The 21,246-nt window shown below is 60.9% G+C and carries 18 protein-coding genes and 1 tRNA gene; 14 read left to right on the top strand and 5 right to left on the bottom strand.

What is annotated here, in order from left to right:
- The coding region (locus JHD62_RS17355; RefSeq protein WP_199103950.1) for an efflux RND transporter permease subunit at window positions 1–2,829 on the top strand (2,829 nt) is incomplete at its 5' end.
- A gap of 5 nt (window positions 2,830–2,834) precedes the next feature.
- Window positions 2,835–4,220: an efflux transporter outer membrane subunit gene (locus JHD62_RS17350; RefSeq protein WP_199103949.1), complete on the top strand. Its 1,386-nt coding sequence runs from the start codon at window positions 2,835–2,837 to the stop codon at window positions 4,218–4,220.
- Between the two features lie 74 nt (window positions 4,221–4,294).
- Here JHD62_RS17350 and JHD62_RS17345 read toward each other — a convergent pair whose 3' ends face one another.
- Together JHD62_RS17345 and JHD62_RS17340 are read right to left on the bottom strand one after the other, a co-directional pair.
- Window positions 4,295–5,152 carry a formyltransferase family protein gene (locus tag JHD62_RS17345; protein ID WP_199103948.1) on the bottom strand — a complete coding sequence of 286 codons (858 nt, stop codon included), beginning with the start codon at window positions 5,150–5,152 and terminating at the stop codon, window positions 4,295–4,297.
- An 88-nt stretch (window positions 5,153–5,240) separates the two neighbouring features.
- Complete coding sequence (locus tag JHD62_RS17340) at window positions 5,241–6,968, bottom strand: Na/Pi cotransporter family protein (RefSeq protein ID WP_233161055.1); 1,728 nt, start codon at window positions 6,966–6,968, stop codon at window positions 5,241–5,243.
- A gap of 353 nt (window positions 6,969–7,321) precedes the next feature.
- Between JHD62_RS17340 and JHD62_RS17335 the strand changes: the two genes are divergently transcribed.
- Both JHD62_RS17335 and JHD62_RS17330 read left to right on the top strand, forming a co-directional pair.
- The gene (locus JHD62_RS17335) at window positions 7,322–9,415 is read left to right on the top strand and encodes an acyltransferase family protein (RefSeq protein ID WP_199103947.1); all 2,094 of its coding nucleotides are present in this window, start codon (window positions 7,322–7,324) and stop codon (window positions 9,413–9,415) included.
- 217 nt (window positions 9,416–9,632) lie between these two features.
- Window positions 9,633–10,364 (top strand): hypothetical protein, encoded by a 732-nt coding sequence (locus JHD62_RS17330; protein WP_199103946.1) that lies wholly within the window; start codon window positions 9,633–9,635, stop codon window positions 10,362–10,364.
- A gap of 107 nt (window positions 10,365–10,471) precedes the next feature.
- Here the strand turns inward: JHD62_RS17330 and JHD62_RS17325 are convergent.
- Window positions 10,472–10,546: transfer RNA gene (locus JHD62_RS17325), tRNA-Arg, on the bottom strand.
- Between the two features lie 11 nt (window positions 10,547–10,557).
- Window positions 10,558–11,526 (bottom strand): octaprenyl diphosphate synthase, encoded by a 969-nt coding sequence (gene ispB / locus JHD62_RS17320; protein ID WP_082086532.1) that lies wholly within the window; start codon window positions 11,524–11,526, stop codon window positions 10,558–10,560.
- A gap of 194 nt (window positions 11,527–11,720) precedes the next feature.
- Between ispB and rplU the strand changes: the two genes are divergently transcribed.
- The 7 genes from rplU to JHD62_RS17285 all read left to right on the top strand — a co-directional run bounded on the left by rplU (window position 11,721) and on the right by JHD62_RS17285 (window position 17,269).
- Window positions 11,721–12,032 (top strand): 50S ribosomal protein L21, encoded by a 312-nt coding sequence (rplU, locus tag JHD62_RS17315; RefSeq protein WP_045847786.1) that lies wholly within the window; start codon window positions 11,721–11,723, stop codon window positions 12,030–12,032.
- Between the two features lie 12 nt (window positions 12,033–12,044).
- Complete coding sequence (gene rpmA / locus JHD62_RS17310) at window positions 12,045–12,320, top strand: 50S ribosomal protein L27 (RefSeq protein ID WP_045847787.1); 276 nt, start codon at window positions 12,045–12,047, stop codon at window positions 12,318–12,320.
- A 145-nt stretch (window positions 12,321–12,465) separates the two neighbouring features.
- Window positions 12,466–13,668, top strand: coding sequence for a GTPase ObgE (obgE, locus tag JHD62_RS17305; RefSeq protein WP_045847788.1), 1,203 nt, complete (start codon window positions 12,466–12,468; stop codon window positions 13,666–13,668).
- 405 nt (window positions 13,669–14,073) lie between these two features.
- Window positions 14,074–14,853, top strand: a complete 780-nt coding sequence (locus JHD62_RS17300) for an ABC transporter substrate-binding protein (protein WP_199103945.1) — start codon at window positions 14,074–14,076, stop codon at window positions 14,851–14,853.
- 228 nt (window positions 14,854–15,081) lie between these two features.
- Window positions 15,082–15,771 (top strand): ABC transporter permease, encoded by a 690-nt coding sequence (locus JHD62_RS17295; protein WP_045847790.1) that lies wholly within the window; start codon window positions 15,082–15,084, stop codon window positions 15,769–15,771.
- Window positions 15,768–16,481: an ABC transporter permease gene (locus tag JHD62_RS17290; RefSeq protein WP_045847791.1), complete on the top strand. Its 714-nt coding sequence runs from the start codon at window positions 15,768–15,770 to the stop codon at window positions 16,479–16,481. Before JHD62_RS17295 ends, JHD62_RS17290 begins: the two co-directional genes overlap by 4 nt.
- Window positions 16,482–16,501: 20 nt before the next feature.
- The gene (locus JHD62_RS17285) at window positions 16,502–17,269 is read left to right on the top strand and encodes an ABC transporter ATP-binding protein (RefSeq protein ID WP_199103944.1); all 768 of its coding nucleotides are present in this window, start codon (window positions 16,502–16,504) and stop codon (window positions 17,267–17,269) included.
- 75 nt (window positions 17,270–17,344) lie between these two features.
- On the opposite strand, the gene JHD62_RS17280 is transcribed toward JHD62_RS17285, so the two are convergent.
- Window positions 17,345–18,250, bottom strand: coding sequence for a LysR family transcriptional regulator (locus tag JHD62_RS17280; protein ID WP_255522970.1), 906 nt, complete (start codon window positions 18,248–18,250; stop codon window positions 17,345–17,347).
- A 132-nt stretch (window positions 18,251–18,382) separates the two neighbouring features.
- Here JHD62_RS17280 and JHD62_RS17275 point away from each other — a divergent pair, with 132 nt between their 5' ends.
- The 3 genes from JHD62_RS17275 to JHD62_RS17265 are packed head-to-tail and all read left to right on the top strand — an operon-like array spanning window position 18,383 to window position 21,093.
- Window positions 18,383–19,828, top strand: coding sequence for a M20 family metallopeptidase (locus tag JHD62_RS17275; protein ID WP_199103942.1), 1,446 nt, complete (start codon window positions 18,383–18,385; stop codon window positions 19,826–19,828).
- Window positions 19,815–19,955, top strand: a complete 141-nt coding sequence (locus tag JHD62_RS17270) for a hypothetical protein (protein ID WP_199103941.1) — start codon at window positions 19,815–19,817, stop codon at window positions 19,953–19,955. Before JHD62_RS17275 ends, JHD62_RS17270 begins: the two co-directional genes overlap by 14 nt.
- A 10-nt stretch (window positions 19,956–19,965) precedes the next feature.
- Entirely contained in the window at window positions 19,966–21,093 is a 1,128-nt protein-coding gene (locus tag JHD62_RS17265; RefSeq protein ID WP_199103940.1) for an MFS transporter, read from the top strand.
- Window positions 21,094–21,246 lie beyond the last annotated feature (153 nt).

Below are 21,246 nucleotides of genomic sequence, written 5' to 3'. Positions count from 1 at the left end.
ACCTTGCAGTTTGACCTCAACCGCGACATCAACGGTGCCGCGCGCGATGTACAGGCCGCCATCAATGCTGCGCGTTCGTTGCTGCCCACCGGCATGCCGTCCAACCCCACCTACCGCAAGGTGAACCCGGCCGACGCGCCCATCATGATCATTGGCCTGACCTCGGACTCGCTCACCCGCGGCCAGATGTACGATGCCGCCGACTCCATCCTTGGCCAGAAGCTGGCGCAGGTGGAGGGCATTGGCGATGTGAATATCGGTGGCGGCGCACAGCCGGCGGTACGGGTGGAAATGAACCCCTTGCAGCTGAACCATTACGGTATCGGCATGGAAACGGTGCGCGCCGCCATCACCAGCACCAATGCCAACCGGCCCAAGGGCTTTGTCGAGGACGGCCAGCGTCACTGGCAGGTACAGGCCAATGACCAGGCCGGCAAGGCCAGCGACTACCTGCCGCTGGTGGTGAGCTACAAGAACGGCGCGGCGGTGCGCCTGTCCGACGTGGCCGAGGTGAAGGATTCGGTACTGGACGTGCGCAATGCCGGTTTGCTGGGCAAGCAACCGGCGGTGATGATCATCCTGTTCCGCCAGCCGGGTGCCAACATCATCGAAACAGTGGAGCGGGTGAAGGCCTTGCTGCCGCAGTTGCAGGCGTCCATTCCCGCCGCCATCAAGATGCAGGTGGTAATGGACCGCACCTCCACCATCCGCGCCTCGCTGTCCGAGGTGGAGCGCTCACTGCTGATTTCCATCGCGCTGGTCATCCTGGTGGTCTTCCTGTTCTTGCGTAATGGCCGTGCCACCGCCATTCCCGCCATCACCGTGCCGGTGTCGCTGGTGGGCACCTTTGCCGTGATGTATCTGTGCGGCTTTTCGCTCAACAACCTCAGCCTGATGGCGCTGACCATTGCTACCGGTTTTGTGGTGGACGACACCATCGTGGTGCTGGAAAACATTGCCCGCCATATCGAAAACGGCATGAAGCCCTTCCAGGCGGCCTTGCAGGGCGCGCGTGAAGTGGGCTTTACCGTGCTGTCTATGAGCATTTCGCTGATTGCGGTGTTCATTCCCATCCTGATGATGGGCGGCATCATCGGCCGCCTGTTCCGCGAGTTTGCCGTCACGCTGTCGGTGGCCATTCTGGTGTCGCTGCTGGTGTCGCTCACCACCACGCCTATGTTGTGTGCGCGCTGGTTGAAAAGCCATGGCGAACACAAGCCGGGCCGCCTGTTTGTCTGGAGCGAGCGCATGTTCGACGCCATGCTGGCCGGCTATCGCCGCAGCCTTGGCTGGGCGCTGCGCCACGGCCCGCTGATGATGCTGATGCTGGCAGCCACCATCGCGCTGAATGTTTATCTGTACGTGATTGTGCCCAAGGGCTTTTTCCCGCAGCAGGACACGGGTCGGCTGACCGGCATGATCAAGGCCGACCAGAGCATTTCCTTCCAGGCCATGCAGCAAAAGCTGCAACGCTTTATCGACGCGGTAGGACAGGACCCGGCGGTGGACAAGGTGATTGGCTTTACCGGTGGCGGCCAGCGCAATACCGCCAATATGTTTGTCAGCCTCAAGCCGCTGGGCGAGCGCACGGAAACGGCCGATCAGGTGATTGCCCGCCTGCGCAAGCGGCTGGCGCGCGAACCGGGGGCGCAGTTGTTTTTGCAATCGGTGCAGGACATCCGCGTGGGTGGACGTGCGGCCAATGCCCAGTACCAGTACACCCTGCAAGGGGATGATCTGGAAGAGCTGCGCCGCTGGACGCCCAGGGTGCAGCAGGCGCTGCAAAAACTGCCGATGCTGGCCGATGTCAGCAGCGATCAGGAAATCAAGGGCCTGCAGACCACGCTCACCTTCGACCGTGATGCCATGGCGCGCCTGGGCCTGACCCAGTCGCAAGTGGATTCGGTGCTGAACGACGCCTTCGGCCAGCGCCAGGTGTCCACCATCTACAACCCGCTCAACCAGTACCACGTGGTGCTGGAAGTGGCACCCCAGTTCTGGCAAAGCGCCGAAGGCCTGCGCAGCATCTATCTGCAAACCACCACCGGCCAGCCGATTCCGCTATCCGCCTTTGCCCGCTGGCAGCCCACCAATACCGCGCTGGCGGTGAACCACCAAAGCCAGTTTGCCGCCACCACCGTGTCCTTCAACCTGCCGCCGGGCAGTTCGCTGTCCGACGCCACCGCCGCCATCGACAAGGCGACAGCGGACATCGGCCTGCCATCGTCGATACACGGCAGCTTCCAGGGTACGGCCAAGTCCTTCCAGGATTCGCTGGGCAGTCAGCCGGTGCTGATTCTGGCGGCCATGGTGGCGGTGTATATCGTGCTGGGCATGCTGTATGAAAGCGTGGTGCACCCGCTCACCATCCTGTCCACGTTGCCGTCGGCCGGGGTAGGTGCCTTGCTGGCGCTGCTGGCCACCGGTGGCGAATTCAACATCATCGCGCTGATCGGCGTGCTGTTATTGATCGGCATCGTCAAGAAAAACGCCATCATGATGATCGACTTTGCCCTCATTGCCGAACGCGAGCAGGGCCTCAGTTCGCACGATGCCATTCTGCAAGCCTGCCTGCTGCGCTTCCGTCCCATCATGATGACCACGCTGGCCGCCCTGTTTGGCGCATTGCCGCTGGCACTGGGGCATGGCGACGGTGCCGAGATGCGCACCCCGCTGGGCATCTCCATTGTCGGTGGCCTGCTGCTCAGCCAGTTGCTGACGCTGTACACCACGCCGGTGGTTTACCTGTATCTGGACCGTTTCCGCCTGTGGTGCCAGCAATGGCGCGACAACTGGCGTAGCCGGGCTGCCACCGCACACAAGGAATGACACGCATGTCTGCATTCACCCCGTCCCGGCTGGCACTGGCCGGCCTGATCAGCCTGCTGCTGGCAGGCTGCGCCATTGGCCCGGACTACACCCGTCCCAAGATGGATATTCCGGCAACGTACAAGGAAGACGGCCGCTGGAAAACCGCCACCCCGCAAGATGCCGCCCCGCGTGGCAACTGGTGGGCGGTGTATCAGGACCCGCAGCTCGATAGCCTGATGGACACCCTCAACCGGCAAAGCCCCACCATTGCCCAGGCCGAGGCCAATTACCGTAATGCCCGTGCCTTGCTGGATCAGGCCGAAGCCAGCCTGTGGCCCACCATCAGCAGCACCGCCAGCAAAACCCGTGGCGTGACCACGGCGGGCGGCAGTGTCAGCAATCAGTACAATCTGTCCGCCAGCGCCAGCTGGGAAGTGGACTTGTGGGGCACGGTGCGCCGTGCGGTGGAGGCGGGCAATGCCAAGGAAGCGGCCAGCGCCGCCCAGTTGGCGTCCATTCGCCTGAGCAGCCAGGCCCAGCTGGCTACTGCCTACCTGCAACTGGTGGCGGCCGATGTGCAGCTCAAGCAATTGCAGGACAGCGAGGCCAATCTGCTGCAAAACCTGCAGCTCACCCGCAACCAGTTTGCCGTGGGCATGGTGTCGGACGATGCCGTGGCGCAGGCGGAAAGCAGCTGGAAAACCGCTCAGGCCGCCCGCGTGGACAAGCAACTGAGCCGTGCCCAGCTGGAGCACGCCATTGCCGCCTCGCTGGGTGTGGCCCCGGCCAGCTTCACGCTGCCGGTCAGCAAAACCCTGCCCCATCTGCCACAACTGCCAGCCGGCCTGCCGTCCACCTTGCTGGAGCGCCGTCCGGACATCGCGGCGGCAGAGCGGGCAGTGGCACAGGCCAATGCCGAAATCGGCATTGCCAAGGCAGCGTTCTTTCCCACGCTGAACCTGACTGCCAGCGGAGGTTACAAGAGCAGCAGCTTTGCCGACTGGGTCAGCCTGCCCAACCGCATTTGGAGTGTGGGGCCGCAGCTGGCGCTTACTCTGTTTGACGGTGGCTTGCGCCGCGCACAGACCGCCGCTGCCGTGGCCAGCTACGACGCCAGCGTGGCCAGCTACCGCCAGACCGTGCTGAGTGCTTTCCAGGCCGTAGAGGACAATCTGTCGGCCCAGGCGCTGTTGGACGAGGAAATGCAGTACCAGCAAGCGGCACTGGCCGCCGCGCAGCGGGCGGAAACCATTGCACTCAACCAGTATCGCGCCGGGGTGGTGAGTTATCTGAATGTGTTGACTGCGCAAAACAGCCGCATCAGCGCGGAAAACAGCCTGTGGAGCCTGAAAAACCGCCAGTACACCGCCAGCGTGGCCTTGATTGCCGCGCTGGGTGGTCAGTGGTAGTGGCCCTGCCAGTCAGATGAAAAACAGCCCTCAACGGGCTGTTTTTCATGAAATGAACAAGCGAATAAGGGCGCTCAGAACGGCCTTCTGCCGCTGATGGCACCGGGCGACTGCACGCTCCATTCGCTGACCACCAGATAGCCATCCTGCACGGCAAACAGCATGGACAGGTCCACGCTGCGCAGCAAGGTGCCGGGTGTGTGGCTGTGCGGCTCCAGCCAGCCATGGGCGCGATGCACCACAAAGCCCACGCCATTGGCCTCGGCCAGACAGTTGATATCGCCAAAGGCGCGCAACTGCCGCAAGATGCCGTCCAGCGGGCCGCACAGGTTCAGCGTGCGTTCGGCATCGCTCCAGCGTGGCCAGTAGCTGCCAGCCCCTTGCGGCCGGGCCTGTTGCCAGAGTCTGGAGAAGTCCGCGATGACGCGGCGGCCCAACTGCTCCAGTGCCAACTGGCATTTCCATTCCAGCGTGGCCAGGGTTTCATCGGGGCTCAGGGTGAACAGTTGCTGATCCAGCAGCGCGCCGCTGTCAAAGCGCGGCTCCACCACATGGCAGCTCACGCCCCATTGGCTGCGCTGTTCCAGAATGGCCCGCACCAGCGGAAACGGCCCGCGTGCTTCCGGCAGCGGCGAGGGGTGGAAGTTGACCGCATGGGCCAGATAAGGCCGCCAGTCTGGTACTTTCCAGTCATAACTGCCCAGCAGCAGGGCTTCGCAGCCTTGCGCGGCCAGTGCGGCCAGATCTGCCTCGGTCATTGGCGACAGCTGCACGGGAATGCCCAGCCGGGCCGCCTGTTCCAGCACCTGCCGGTTGTCGTGAATCTTGCCATCCAGCGGGCAGGTGAAGATTTTCAACGGCTGCCAGCCGGCCAGCAAGGCAAGGTCCAGCAGCACCTTGAAACGGTCGGTCAGGGTAATGGCAAAGCGCATGGCGGCATCCTGGCGTGAATCAGGCTGACAGATATACCAGCTTGTCGGCCTGTAGGGGCCGGACTGGCAAACACCTTAACAAATCTGCTCAGCACGCCCCGGCAGATGGCGGCGGGGCCGGATGTACGCTGCCAGCGCCATCACTGCTGGCTGGTGTGGCGGACACCGCCTGTTTGCGCAGGCGGCTGGGGCGCAGCTGGCCGCTGGCTTCCAGCGCCGGATAGGCCGTGGCGCACAGATGGGAGTGGATACGCTTGAAGTCACGCAGGATATCCAGATGCAGCGAGCTGGTTTCCATGCTTTCCAGCCTGCCTTCGCGCAGCCTTGCCATATGGCTTTCGGCGGCTTGCATTTCCAGTTCGCGCACCCGGGTTTTTTCGTCCAGCAACTGGCGTGCCGCCTTGACGTCACCGGTCAGGAACACGGAGAAGGACAGCTTGAGATTGTCGATGATCAGGCGGTGAAAGGCCTCCAGTTCCTGCGCCCCTTCGCGCGAGAACTGCAGCTGATGCTTGATCTTCTTGTTGGCCAGCTCCATCAGGTTCTTGTCGATGATGTCGCCGATATGCTCCAGGTTGATCGACAAGGCCATGATCTCCATCGCCCGCCGCCCCTCGGCTTCGTCCAGGCTGTCGCGGGTCAGCTGCACCACGTACAGCTTGATGGCCTCGTACAGGCTATCCACCGCGTTGTCGCGTTGCGAAACCGCCAGTGCCAGCTTGCGGTCATTGCCCAGCAACACCTGCATGGATTCGCGCAGCATGGTTTCCACGATATCGCCCATGTGCAGGGCCTCGCGGGCGGCACAGGCCAGCGCCACGCTGGGCGTGCCCTGTACGCTGGCATCCAGATACAGCGGCTGGGCCGGGTCGTCTGCGGCCTTGCTGTCCGGCAGCCAGCGGCACAGCCAGCGCGACAGCGGCTGGATGCCCGGCAGGAAAACCAGTGCCACCACCACATTGAACAGAGTGTGGAAATCCGCCGCCAGCCGCGCCGGATTGTCCTCCAGCTGGCCCAGCCAGCCCAGCAACGGGTCCAGCAAGGGCAGGAACAGCGCACAGCCCAGCAGCCGGGTGAGCAGATTACCCGCCGGCAGTCGGCGGTGCGCCGGATTGCTGCTGGACAGGCCTTCGATGAAGGGGTTGAGCGCACTGCCCAGATTGGCACCCAGAATCAGCGCACAGGCGGCCAGTGGCGGAATGAAGCCGGAATAGGCCAGCGACATGGTGAGCAAGACCGTGGCCACACTGGAATGCGCCAGCCAGGTCAGCACTGCGCCCAGCAGCAGGGTGAGCAGTGGCTCGTCGGTAATGGCCGACAGGATTTCCCGCACAATCGGCGCGTTTTCCGCCGGTGCCAGGCTGGTGAGCAGCAGATGCAGCGACAGCAGCATCAGCCCCAGGCCAATGGCTACCCGGCCCAGGTCGCGCCCTCTGGCATCCCGGCTGCGCTTGAAAGCCACCACACCCAGCACCAGCAACAAGGGCGAGATGGCGGAGGAGTCAAACGACAGCAGCTGCACAATCAGCGTGGTGCCGACATTGGCTCCCAACATCACTGCCAGCGCAGGAGTCAGCTCCACCATGCCGGAGGCAGAAAACGATGACAGCATCAGCGCGGTAGCGGTACTGCTTTGCAGCAGGGCGGTAATGCCCAGCCCGGCCAGAAAGGCCTGCAAGCGGGTGCGCAATACCGTGGCCATCACCCGGCGCAGGCTGGCACCAAAAGCGCGCACGATGCCGCTGTGCACCATGTGCAGGCCCCACAGCAATAGCGCCACGCCTCCCATCAGGTCCAGCAGGATGGAAGTCACCATATTGTTCTCCCCGACGATGTGCTGCCTGCGTCAGCCCGCAGCAGGCGTGCTGTGGCTGACCAGTGGGCGGCGGCCCGGCTGACATCCTGCCAGTGTAGGAGGGGTCAACCGGCAAAATCCGCCAGCAGGCGACCTGTTCTTGTGTAAATCCGTAGCAAATGCCGTGCCGGCAACTGATTTCGGTATACCTCACCCACCACACAAGCGCCATGAGGACTTTGCAGTGCAACACCAAGCTGCGCCGTGCTTTGACGCATGCGCCGCCCGCTATACAATGGGCGGCTCTTTATCCACAGATAGCCACCTGTTGCGCTGCATCAGCCCGATGCCGTCTGCCGGGTGCCAGACCTTCCATGTCTCTTCGTCCTTCCTCCAGCGTGAATGCTGGCAGTTACCGTCCCGATATCGATGGCCTGCGTGCACTGGCCGTGCTGGCCGTGGTGCTGTTTCACATCGGCGTGCCCGGTTTTGGCGGCGGTTTTGTCGGGGTGGATATCTTTTTCGTCATTTCCGGCTTCCTGATCAGCGGCTTGCTACGGCAGGAACTCATCAGCCAGGGCCGCATCGACTTCAAGGCCTTTTATGCCCGGCGTTTTCGCCGCCTGGGCCCGGCGCTGTTGCTGATGGTATGCGTGGTGTTGCTGCTGTCCTACTTTGTGCTGTTGCCGGACGACCAGAACAAGCTGGGCCGGGAAATACGCGGCGTGGCATTGCTGTCGGCCAACCTGCATTTCTTGCAGCATGCGTTTGATTATTTCAATTCCGCGTCCGACCTCACCGTCATGCTGCACACCTGGTCGCTGGCGGTGGAAGAACAGTATTACCTGGCCTGGCCCTTCATCATGTGGGGGCTGTACCGCCTTAATGGCCGTCAGCCGGACAAGGTGGCGCGCAGCCTGCCTCCCTTGCTGTGGCTGATTTTTGTCGCCTCGCTCGCTTACTGCCTGTGGTTGTCCTATCACGAAACCCCGCGCGCCTTTTACCTGATGCCCACCCGCGCCTGGGAATTCGCCGCCGGTGCGCTGCTGGCCATCACTCCGCTACCTGCAGGCTGGAAAGCGCATGCTGGCGTGGCTAGTGGTATCGGCCTGCTGCTGTTGCTGGCTTCGGTGCTGGGCCTGAACGAAGCCATGGTATTTCCTGGTGTCATCGTGCTGTTGCCGGTACTGGGCAGTGTGCTGTTCCTGCTGGGTGGCCAGCTGAATGCGGACAATGCCGTCAGCCGTCTGGCCGCCCGCCGCCCCTGGACCGACATCGGCATCCTCTCCTACGGTTTTTACCTGTGGCACTGGCCGCTGCTGGCGCTGGGCCGCTACTGGGGCCTGGGTGAGCGCAGCCTGCCGCGCGACCTGCTGCTGGGTGGCGTACTGGCCTTGCTGCTGGCCTGGCTGAGCTATCGCTATGTCGAGCAACCCATCCGCCAGAAAAAACTGCGCGCCTTCACCGCCACCAAGGCCACGCTGTGGAGCGGCTTTGGCATGATCGTGGGCATGTGGCTGCTGGGCAATGTGGCCATGTTCCTGTTGCCACGCGCACCGTGGTCTGGCCATCAGGCACTGTTGCAGGCCAAGGGCGACGCCATGGTCATGCACGGCAATTGCGCCATGCCCAAGGATGGCCTGCCCTTGTCACTGGTGGCGCAGTGCGTGGAAGGCCAGCGCAATGGCCCGGTCAGGCTGCTGGCCTGGGGCGATTCCCACACCGACCACCTGATGCCGCTGTATGAAACCCTGGCGCAGCAACAGCATATTGCCATCCTGCGCCGGGTGTACCACGGCTGCCCGCCGCTGCCGGATGTCACCCCGGTGGGCGAGGGCAAGCTGCGCACCTGGTGCACCAACTTCTCCCGCGCCGTGCGGGACGAACTGCCGCAGCTCAAGCAACAGGGCGTCAGTGGTGTGCTGATGAATGTACGCTGGAGCGGCTATGCCGCACTCAACAAACCGGGTGAAAACAGCATTGCCGTGTTGCCAGCCGGGCAGCACGGCATGCCGGACAGCGTGTGGGACAAACAGGTGGGCGTGGCACCGCTGGACCGCGCCACCTCACTGGCCGTGCTGCAACAGGCGCTACAGCGCAATGCCGCTTACCTGCAGCAACTGGGACTGAAGCTGGTGCTGGTGTTGCCGGAGCCGGAAATGCAGCGCTCGCCGCCAGAGTGCGTGATACGGCTGGGAGCCGCCGCCTGTAATGTCAGCCGCCAGCAAGCCGAGGCAGAACGCGCCGACGTGGTGGCCATGCTGCGCAAGGTGGCCAGTCAGGCGCCTAATGTGCGCATCTGGGATGGTTTCGACCATTTCTGTGATGCCACCACCTGCTACGCCAGCCAGAACGGCCACATCCGCTATCAGGACAAAAACCACATCACCGCCAGCATGGCCCGTTCCATGGCTGCCGATTTCAAACCGGTATTCGACTGGGCCTTGCAGCCGCTGGCCAAACCCTGAAGTCATCCGCCCTGATCAAGACAAAGCCGCCAGTGATGGCGGCTTTTTTCTGTGTTTCCCCTGGACGACTGGCTGCTTTCACCCGTGACCAGAGCCAAGAATCAATGATGACAACGATGGACCACAAGCCAACAAGCCCGCCATACTTGCAGAATCACGCGCAGCGTTGCCAGCTTTGGCAAGCCTGACTACGCCGGAAACAAGAGAGGGCCATACCATGCTCCGGGAACTGGAAATCGTCGAACAACTGATACTGGGCCAGGACCCGCTACACCGTGGCCAGGCCCTGCACACCCCGAAAGACCCGGCGCTGGACCAGGCGCGTGCCCATTACTACCAGCAGCTCAAGCGGGTGAGCAAACAGCACGCCGCTGAGCCTGCCCAGCCCTCGCTACCTGCTCGCTCCGGCCAAAACCGGGCGGGTGAGCGCTGGAGCATTGCCGAAGACAACCGCCTGAGCGCGCTGTGGGAAACCTCCGCCACCGTCACCAGTGCCGAGCTGGCAGACAAGCTGGGCCGCAGCCGCACCGCCATCCTCGCCCGGCTGGTGAAACAAGGTTATTTCCCCGACCAGGCCAGCGCCATGCAGGCGGACGACCAGCGGCTGGAACAAGCCGGTCAGCCTGCCTGGTGGGCCACTCAGCCCAAGCCCGCTATTCCGGCCACGACACCTGCTACACCACCCAGCCCGCACGCGCATACGGCACAAGGCAGCGGCCCTATCGACATTCCCAACGCAGGCAAAGCCTGGAGCGCCAGCGACGACGCCCGCCTGCGCGCCAGCTGGCACGACCCCGCCGCGCCAAACTGCGCCAGCATCGCGCAAAGCATGGGCCGCAGCCGCGCTGCCATCATCGCCCGGCTGGTGCGCATTGGTGAATATCCCGACCGCGATGCGGTACGGGCGGCGGAGAGGGAGAGGGAAAGCAATTTGGGGCGGGAAGACTGAATGCTGGCAATGACAGCTGACTGCTGTAGCGCAACACATAAAAAAAGCCGCATTCCTTTATAGGATGCGGCTTTGTGGATTTTTATGAATGCACAGTGCAGTGCAAGTGGTGCCCCCGACAGGAATCGAACCTGTAACTGCCCCTTAGGAGGGGGCCGTTATATCCATTTAACTACGGAGACTTAAATCCGGCTCAGGCGTTGCGCTCTACCGACAGGCGGGCCAGTTCTACCAGCGCCTGTTTCACCGGGGTGTCCGGCAGGTCGGCAATGGCGGCCACGGCTTGTTCGGCGGCTTTGATGGCTTCGTTTTTGGCGTAGTCCAGCGCGCCGCAGGATTGTACCGCAGCCAGTACATCGTGGAAACGGTCGCGGCTGGCGTTTTCCAGTGCCTGGCGCACCACGTCGGCAGCGGCGGCGGGGCCTTGGCGCATGGTGTAGATCAAGGGCAGGGTGGCCTTGCCTTCGGCCAGGTCGTCGCCCAGGCTCTTGCCGATGGTGTCGGCGTCGCCGCTGTAGTCCAGCACGTCGTCGATGATCTGGAAGGCGGTGCCCAGATACATGCCGTAGTCGGCCAGTGCCTTGACCTGGGCGTCGCTGCCGTTTGCAATCAGCGCGCCCACGCGGGCGGCGGCTTCAAACAGCTTGGCGGTCTTGTACTGGATGACTTGCAGGTAGTCCTGTTCGGACAGTTCGGTATTACCGATATTCAACAGTTGCAGCACTTCGCCTTCGGCGATGATGTTGGTGGCTTCGGCCATCACCTGCAGGATCTGCATGTTGTTGGTGGTCACCATCATCTGGAAGGCGCGGGTGTACAGGAAGTCACCCACCAGCACGCTGGCGGCATTGCCGAACAGGGCATTGGCGGTTTCGCGGCCACGGCGCATGTCGGACTCGTCCACCACGTCATCGTGCAGCAAGGTGGCGGTGTGAATGAATTCGATCATTGCCGCCAGTTCGTACAGATGGTCGCCTTCATAACCCAGTGCCTTGCCGGACAGCAGGGTCAGTACCGGGCGCAGGCGTTTGCCGCCGGCGGTGATGATGTATTCCGCCACCTGGCGGATGAGAACTACATCGGAGTGCAGACGTGCGCGGATGACGCGGTCTACGGTCTGCATGTCTTCAGCGATCAGGGTGCGGAATAGCGGGGTGGACACGGTTTTAGCCAGATGTTGGTGTTAGCGGAGCCAGAAGCGCGGAATGTTACCAGAAAAGCCATGCAGCCAGCCATGCCCACCTTTGTTGCGGGGCTAAACTGATGAAATTATTGACAACTTTTTGCACACTGCGTATAGTTTCGCGTTCTTCTTCGCGTGATGCGGGGAAGATTCCCTCTTTAGGAGCTATGCGAATGTATGCGGTCATAAAAACCGGCGGCAAGCAGTACAAGGTTGCCATCGGTGAAAAACTCAAAGTAGAACAGATACCTGCAGACGTCGACAGCCAAATCGTACTCGAAGAAGTGCTGATGGTCGCTGACGGTGAACAGGTTGTTGTAGGCGCCCCGCTGGTTGCAGGTGCCACCGTTACGGCTACTGTTGTTTCCCACGGTCGTGGCGACAAGGTACGTATCTTCAAGATGCGTCGTCGCAAGCACTACCAGAAGCATCAGGGTCATCGTCAGAACTTCACCGAAATCCGCATCGACGCGATTTCGAAGTAAGGATAAACAGTCATGGCACACAAAAAAGCAGGCGGTAGCTCCCGCAACGGTCGTGACTCCGAAGCCAAACGCCTGGGCGTTAAGGCTTACGGTGGCGAACTGATTCCGGCAGGTTCCATTATTGTTCGTCAGCGTGGTACCCGTTTCCACGCTGGTGAAAATGTTGGTCAGGGCAAGGATCACACCCTGTTTGCCAAGGTTGACGGCTATGTTCAGTTCACCGTTAAGGGTGCTCTGCAACGCAAGATCGTTACCGTGGTACCGTACACCGGTGTAGACGGCGAATAATCGCTTTCTGCAGACAAGAAAGCCCTATCCTGTGAGATAGGGCTTTTTTTTATCCGGCTTGCCATGTGGCGGGCCAGACGAGGGGCAAGGCGTGAGGGCTGGTTGCCGGATGCAACCTTGACGCCTGACTCCTCAAGGAGGATGTATGAAGTTTATCGACGAAGCCCGTATCGAAGTGTTTGCGGGTAAGGGCGGCAATGGTGCCGCCAGTTTCCGTCGCGAAAAGTACGTGCCGTTTGGCGGCCCGGACGGTGGCGATGGTGGCAAGGGTGGTAGCGTGTTTGCCGTGGCAGACGAAAACGTCAACACCCTGGTGGAGTACCGTTTCGTCAAGAAATACCTGGCGCAGCATGGCGAGCGTGGCCGTGGTGCCGATTGCTACGGCAAGGGCGGTGACGATATCGAACTGCACATGCCGGTGGGCACGGTGATTACCGACCATGACACCGGCGAGCTGGTGGCCGACCTCACCCATCACGGCCAGCGGGTGATGATTGCCCGTGGCGGCAAGGGTGGCCTGGGCAATATCCACTTCAAGTCGTCCACCAACCGCGCGCCGCGTCAGAGCACGCCGGGTGAAGAGGGCGAACAGCGTACGCTGAAGCTGGAACTGAAAGTACTGGCGGACGTGGGTCTGTTGGGCATGCCCAATGCCGGCAAGTCCACCTTCATCCGCTCGGTATCGGCCGCGCGCCCCAAGGTGGCAGACTATCCGTTTACCACCCTGCACCCCAACCTGGGTGTGGTGCGCATGGACGATACCAGCAGCTTCGTGATTGCCGATATTCCGGGCTTGATTGAAGGTGCTGCCGAAGGTGCTGGTCTTGGCCATCGCTTCCTCAAGCATTTGCAACGTACCGGCCTGCTGTTGCACATCGTGGATATCGCCCCGTTCGACCCGGATGTCGACCCGGTACGCGAAGCACGCGCCATCGTGGCCGAGCTGGAAAAATACGATGCCGAACTGCACGGCAAGCCGCGCTGGCTGGTGCTGAACAAGCTGGACATGCTGCCGGAAGAAGAGCGCGACCTGACGGTAAGCGCCTTCCTGGAAGCCTATGGCTGGCCCAAGACCCAGCCGGACGACAGCCTGGCGTTTGATGTCGACACCCCGCGCGTGTTTGCCATTTCTGCGCTTACCCACGAAGGCACCCGCGAGCTGGTACGCGCAATTGATAACTATCTGCGCATCATGCGTGCCCGCGCCCGTGCCGCTGCTGAAGAGGCGGAGCGTCAGGCCGAAGAAGCGCGCCTGGCCCGCAAGGCCGCGGCCCGCGCCCAGCTGGAAGCGGCTGAAGCCGCCAAGGCAGCTGCCGCTGCTGCCAAGGCGGCTGGCGAAGAAAACTAAGCCAGACACTGTCCCCAAAGCCGGTTTTCAGAAGAAACCGGCTTTTTTTCGTCTATTGCACGGTTGCACTTTGAAAATTTGATGTCGCACTGCAAAATACGCTACGTAGTTTTACGTGGGTTTGTTGTATTTTGTACTCAAGAATACAATCGAATGCGACTTGATTTTCCAGAAATCGGCCCAGCCTTGATCTGCTGTCCTCTCCGGTCAGGGCGGATGCGTTATTTATCCTGTATCCGGAGTCGTGCTTCTGGACAATTTGCGCTATTCATATAACCATTGCTGCCAGTCGGTTTGACCCGCCCACAAGGCAGGCGAGCCGATTACAGCGTATCGGTATGTTGCGGTGGCAGGGGCTGCCCGGCATGGTGTGAACAATAAAACCAAGCAGTAAGGAGAAGTTTGATGAGAAAAGTGATTACCGCCGTTTCTCTGGCACTGATGGCCACTTCTTTTGGCGCATTTGCCAAAGACTGGAAAGAAGTCCGTTTTGGCGTTGACGCCAGCTATGCTCCGTTTGAGTCCAAGGCCCCGAATGGCCAGCTGGTGGGTTTTGACATCGACCTGGGCAATGAAATCTGTGCACGCATGAAAGCCAAGTGTGTATGGGTGGAAAACGACTTCGACGGCATGATCCCGGCCCTGAAGGCCAAGAAATTTGATGGCGTGCTGTCCTCCATGTCCATCAACGAAGCACGTCTGAAAGAAATCAACTTCTCCGCCAAACTGTTCAATACCCCGACCCGCATGGTGGCCAAGGCTGGTTCCGGCCTGCAGCCGACTGCTGCGTCCCTGAAGGGCAAGCGCGTTGGTGTTGAGCAAGGCACCATCCAGGAAGCCTACGCCAAGGCCCACTGGGCACCGGGCGGTGTAGAAGTGGTTCCGTACCAGAACCAGAGCCTGGTGCTGGCTGACCTGGCATCCGGTCGTCTGGACGCTTCCCTGCAAGACGCCATCCAGGCTGACGAAGGCTTCCTGAAAAAACCGGAAGGCAAGGGCTTTGCCTTCGCCGGCGGCAACCTGAACGACCCGAAAACCCTGGGTACCGGTGCCGGCATCGGCCTGCGCAAGGAAGATACCGATCTGAAAGCTGCCATCGACAAGGCGATTGCCGGCATGCTGAAAGACGGCACCTACAAGAAAATCGAAAAGAAATACTTCACGTTTGATGTATACGGCAAATAAGTCGTAACACTGACGGAAGCACCGCGCCCCGGTGATATTCAGCGGGGCGCGTTTTCATCACGGCTGCGGAGGAGATGCGTAACACCCACGGTTACGTCCGCTGCCAACTTCGCAACACACTGTGTCCCGGTGACAAATCCATGCTGCTGCCTGCCTTGCAGGTCTGGCGGTGGATGTCTGCGCGCGCGGGACAGGGTGTGGAGAGCACAACATACAGGGGAAACGGCCATGTTTCTGGATGGATTCGGGCCAATCATCCTGGACGGTGCATGGGTCACGCTGGAGCTGGCAGTCATGTCGCTTCTGGTGTCCTTCATCATCGGTCTGGGTGGCGCTGGCGCCAAGCTGTCGAGCAATCCCGTGCTCAAGGGCATTGCCACGCTTTACACCACATTGATTCGCGGCGTACCGGACCTGGTACTGATGCTGCTGATCTTCTACAGCCTGCAAATCGGTATGAATCACCTGACCGAATGGCAAGGCATGGAGCAGATCAACCTCAACCCCTTTGTGTCCGGTGTGTTTACCCTGGGCTTCATTTACGGGGCCTACTTTACCGAGACCTTCCGCGGGGCCTTCCTGTCTGTGCCCAAAGGCCAGATCGAAGCCGGCATTGCCTATGGCATGAGCAGCTGGCAAACCTTCTCCCGCATCCAGTTCCCCCAGGTCATGCGCTTTGCCCTGCCGGGTATTTCCAATAACTGGCAAGTCATGCTCAAGGCCACCGCGCTGGTGTCCATCATCGGCTTGTCCGATGTGGTGAAAGCATCGATTGATGCCGGCAAGAGCTCCTACCGCGTGTTCTTCTTCACCCTGGTGGCCGGTGCCATTTACCTGATTCTGACAACGGTTTCCAGCGTGGTGCTGATGTGGCTGGAACGCCGCTACTCCACCGGCGTGCGGGAGGCAGACCTGTGATCGACATCATCCAACAATACTGGAAAGCCTTCCTGTGGTCGGACGGCTATCACCTGTCCGGCCTGGCCGTCACCATGTGGCTGCTGGTGGTTTCCATTGCCTTCGGTTTTTGCGCCTCCATTCCGCTGGCCATTGCCCGGGTCTCCAAGTCCAAATGGCTGTCCAGCCCGGTATGGCTGTTTTCCTACGTGTTCCGTGGCACGCCGCTGTACATCCAGCTGCTGTTCTTTTACACCGGCATGTACAGCCTGGACGTGGTACGCGAAGTGGGCTTTCTCAACCACTTCTTCCGCGAAGGGTATAACTGCACCATTCTGGCTTTCGGCCTGAATACCTGTGCCTATACCACCGAAATCTTCGCCGGTGCCATCAAGGCCACGCCGTATGGTGAAATCGAAGCGGGCCGTGCCTACGGCATGAGCAAGTTCACCCTGTATCGCCGGGTCATCATTCCGTCGGCCTTGCGCCGTGCGCTGCCGGCCTACAGCAACGAGGTGATCCTGATGCTGCATGCCACCACCGTTGCCTTTACCGCCACCGTGCCGGACATCCTGAAAGTGGCGCGCGATGCCAATGCCGCCACCTATGATTCATTCGATGCCTTTGGTCTGGCCGCATTGATTTACCTGTGTATCACCTTTGTTCTGGTGGCCCTGTTCCGCAAGGCGGAAAGCAAGTGGCTGGCGCATTTGCGCCCGATGAAGGCCTGAGTTACCCGCAAGGATAAAAGATGGAAAAGCTAGTCGTTAAAGACCTGCACAAGAGCTATGGCAGCCACGAAGTGCTCAAGGGCATCTCGCTCAAGGCCAAGGCAGGCGATGTAATCAGCATCATCGGTTCTTCCGGCTCCGGGAAAAGTACCTTCCTGCGCTGCATCAACTTCCTGGAAAAACCCAACGCCGGCAGCATCAGCCTGGGTGGCGAGGAAATCACCCTGCAAAAGAACAAGCAGGGCGAACTGGTCCCGGCTAACCACAAACAGCTGCAAGCCATGCGTGCCAAGCTGGCCATGGTGTTCCAGCATTTCAACCTGTGGAGCCACATGACGGTGCTGGAAAACGTCATCGAAGCCCCCATTCATGTGCTGGGCCTGTCGCGTGACGAAGCCATTGCCCGCGCCGAAAAATACCTGCGCAAGGTAGGGCTGGATGCCCAGGCCCAGGCCAAGTATCCGGCGCACATGTCCGGCGGCCAGCAGCAGCGTGTGGCCATTGCCCGTGCGCTGGCGATGGAACCGGAAGTGATGCTGTTTGACGAACCCACCTCGGCACTGGACCCGGAACTGGTGGGTGAAGTGCTCAAGGTGATGCAGACCCTGGCCGAAGAAGGCCGCACCATGGTGGTGGTGACCCACGAAATGGGCTTTGCCCGTAATGTGTCCAACCACGTGATGTTCCTGCATCAGGGCCGGGTGGAAGAAGAAGGCCATCCGGACGAAGTGTTCGGCAATACCAAGAGCGAACGCCTGAAAGCCTTCCTGTCCGGCAGCCTGAAATAAGTTGTCGGTTTCATAGAAAGCAAAAGCGGCCCATTGATGAGATGGGCCGTTTTTTTCTTGTCCAAACAAGGAGGTTCAGTCCGCCAGTACTTCGCGCAATTGTTGCGCCAGCAACTGCAGGAACTGGCTTACCGCCGGTGGCAGGCGGCGGTCCTGCATGATCATCAGTTGCAGCTGTCTTTGCTGCAACAGTGGTTCGTCTATCATTTTGGCGAGTAGCTTGCTGCATTCCGGCAGGCCGTGAATGGCCAGGCGGCTGCCCAGCGCAATGGTGTCGGTGCGGGCGGCAAAGCGGTGCAGGGTGCTGGAGTGCCCGCAGCTCAGCAGCGGGCTGAATACCTTGCCCTGTGCGCTAAAGCTCCATTCCAGCAATTGCCGTACGGTGTTGCCGCGCTCCAGGATGGCCAGCGGATAGCGGGTCAGGTCTTCCAGGCGTAATTCCTCTTGTCCGGCCAGCGGGTGGCCGGGGCGCAACAGGGCGCATACCGGTGCCTTGTGTTGCACCGTCAGCTCGATGCCATGGGTGTTTCCCACGGCAAAGCTCAGCCCGATGTCAGCTTCGCCGGTACTTATCCATTGGCGTACTTGCTCTGGGCTACCAACCAGCAAAACAAAGCGGGTATGCGGATACTGCAGGTGATAGGCCATCATCACATCAGGCAGAAAAGCATGGGCAAAACCATCGGTACTCGCTAGCCGTACCATGCCGTCCCCACTGGCATGGCGCGAAGAGATTTCGCCGAGTACCAACTGGGCATCCAGCAGCGAGCGGCGTGCGTGATCTGCCAGTAGCTGCCCGGCTTCGGTCAGTACCATGCCACGCGGTTGGCGCTCGAACAGTAGCGTGCCGGTTTCCTGTTCCAGCTTGGTAATTTGTCGGCTGATAGCAGAGACCGCAACTTGCAGGTTTTCTGCTGCAGCCCCCAAGGAACCGCATCGTGCCACTTCAACAAAATATTTAAGTGCAATGCCGTGAAGCATTTCTTCTCCTCCATTGCCATTTAGGCAAATGTGCTTGCCAAAATGGCAATAATGTCAATTGTCATCAATGATTTGGCATTCTTAGACTGCACCAGCTATTCAGCGTTAAACAAGGTGCGAGGTAAGAAATCGATGACGCAAATACATGTCCAGCGCAAGGAAGCAATTGCCAAGTCCCAGACCTATTTCGATCACGGTGGTTTATTGGGCGATCTGCAACGCCGGGTGGGCTTTCATACTGAAAGCCAGGAACCGGCACAGGCGGCCACCCATCTGGCCTATTTCCAGCAGGAGCTGATACCCAGCTTGCAGGGCATGGGTTTTCACTGTCGGATACTGGACAACCCGGTGGCACCGCTGGCGCCATTCCTGTTGGCAGAGCGGCATGAAGCCGACGACTTGCCCACCGTACTGAGTTATGGCCATGCTGATGTAGTGCGCGGCGATGATGTGCATTGGCGCAGCGGCCTGAACCCCTGGCAGGTGACGGTGGAACAGGGGCGCTGGTATGGCCGGGGCACGGCGGATAACAAGGGCCAGCACTCCATCAATCTGGCTGCGTTGGACGCAGTCAGACAAAGCAGGGGGGACCGGCTGGGTTTCAACTCCAAATGGCTGTTTGAAAGCGGCAAGGAAATCGGCTCGCCCGGTTTGCGTGAAATCTGCCTGCAAGAACAGGCTGCCTTGCGCGCCGATCTCTTTATTGCTTCGGACGGGCCACGGGTGAGTGCCGAGCGGCCGACCTTGTTTCTGGGTTCACGCGGCAATGTGTTGTTTGAATTGAATGTGCTGCTGCGTGAAGGCGGCCATCACTCCGGTAATTGGGGCGGCGCGCTACGTAACCCGGCGGTGGTGCTGGCACATGCGCTGTCCTGTCTGGTGGATGTGCACGGGGTGATTCAGGTGCCCGGCCTGCGGCCGCCACCGCTGGACGAGCGGGTGCGCCGTGCACTGTCCGGCCTGATGCTGGCAGGCGAAGCAAACAGCCCGGCGGTGGATACAGACTGGGGCGAGCCGGGCCTGACGCCACTGGAGCGGGTGATAAGCTGGAATGCGCTGGAAGTGCTGGCGCTGGAGTCTGGCAATGCCCGCAAACCGGTGAACGCGATTCCACCCAGCGCCAAGGCGGTGTGCCAACTGCGCTTTGTAGTGGGGACGGACTGGCGCAATACCCGGCAGCATATTGCGTCGCACTTGCAACAGCATGGGCTGGAACATGTTCAGGTGCGCATTCTGTCCAGTTCTGCGGCTACCCGGCTGCCGCTGGACCATCCCTGGGTTGAGTGGGCGCTGGCGTCCATGCGTCACAGTACCGGCCAGCCTGCCGCCTTGCTGCCCAATCTGGGCTGCACGGTGCCGAATGATGCCTTTGCCGACATTCTGGGACTGCCAACCTTGTGGCTGCCGCACTCCTACCCCGGTTGTGCGCAACATGCACCCAACGAGCACCTGCTGGCACCGGTGGCGCGCCAGGCGCTGGGGCTGATGGCCGGCATCTGGTGGGATCTGGGCGAGCAGGGCAGCCAGTTGGTCGCCCAGGCCAGGGCATATACAGGAGAACGGCATGTCAACCGCTAAACCACTCAGCCTGACCCGCATTGTGCTGGCCACTTCCATCGGCAATGCGCTGGAATGGTTTGATATCTCCATCTATGGCTTTTTTCGCCGTGTATGTTGCATATCATTTTTTCCCGGCGGGGAATGAAACCGCCTCCATGTTGCTGACCTTTGGCTCGTTTGGTGCCTCCTACCTGATCCGGCCGCTGGGCGGTGTGGTACTGGGCAGCTATGCCGACCGCCATGGCCGCAAGGCCGCGCTGCTGCTGACGGTCAGCCTGATGATGGTGGGCACCGCCATCATCGCCCTGCTGCCTACTTATGCGCAGATTGGCGTGGCAGCGCCCATCGGCATTTTTCTGGCGCGCTTGATTCAGGGCTTTTCCGCCGGTGGCGAGTTCGGCGCGTCCACCGCCATGCTGATCGAGCATGCCCCGCACCGCCGCGGGTTTCTGGCCAGCTGGCAGTTTGCCACCCAGGGCTTGTCCACCTTGCTGGCTTCGCTGTTTGGTTATGGCCTGGTCAAGCTGCTGACGCATGAGGAACTGCTGGCCTGGGGCTGGCGCATTCCCTTCTTCTTCGGCTTGCTGATTGGCCCGGCCGGTTTGCTGATGCGGCGCTATCTGGACGATGCACATAGCTTCAAGGAAGCCGAGCATACCGCCACGCCGGTGCGTGATGTCCTGCTCAGCCAGAAAAGCATGGTGCTGGCGGCCATTGGCGTGATTACCGTGTCCACTGCAGTCAATTACATGCTGCAATACGTGCCCACCTTTGCCATCCGCCAGCTGAAGATGGATGCCGCCACCGGTTTTGCCGCCAGCATTCTGGCCGGGGTAATCCTTACCGTGGTGACGCCGTTTTCCGGCTGGTTGTCTGACCGCATCGGGCGGCTCAAGCAAATGGCCATGGCCGGTGTGCTGTTTGCCCTCACCATTTACCCGGTGTTTTTGTATGTGTCAGTGAGCGGCAGTGCCTGGGCGCTGTATGTGCTGGTGGGCTGGCTGGCCTTGCTCAAGTCCATTTACTTTGGCGCCTTGCCCGCGCTGATGTCGGAAATCTTCCCGCCCGCCACCCGCGCCACCGGCATGGCCATTGGCTATAACGTGGGCGTGACGGTGTTTGGCGGCTTTGCCCCGGCCATCATCGTGTGGCTGATCAGCGCCACCGGCAGCAATCAGGCACCCAGCTTTTACCTGATGTTCACCACCCTGATCAGCCTGGCCGCCCTGGCCTATATCGCGCAAAGCCGACGCACACCGCAAATACAACCGTCAGCTGCCTGAGCATGGGGGGCGTGCCCTGCCCTGGTACGCACCCCTGTTCATGCAAGATGCGTTGACTTACCCCCGCCCGGCCTTGGACAATCCGCTTTTGCTTTCTCATGCCGGAATGTCATTGGAATCGCTTGCCGACTTTTTCCAGCCGGGCATTGCGCC

The organism is Aquitalea sp. ASV11 (assembly GCF_016429185.1).
Classification (GTDB): domain Bacteria; phylum Pseudomonadota; class Gammaproteobacteria; order Burkholderiales; family Chromobacteriaceae; genus Aquitalea; species Aquitalea pelogenes.
This window is presented reverse-complemented; position numbering and strand designations above follow the sequence as displayed.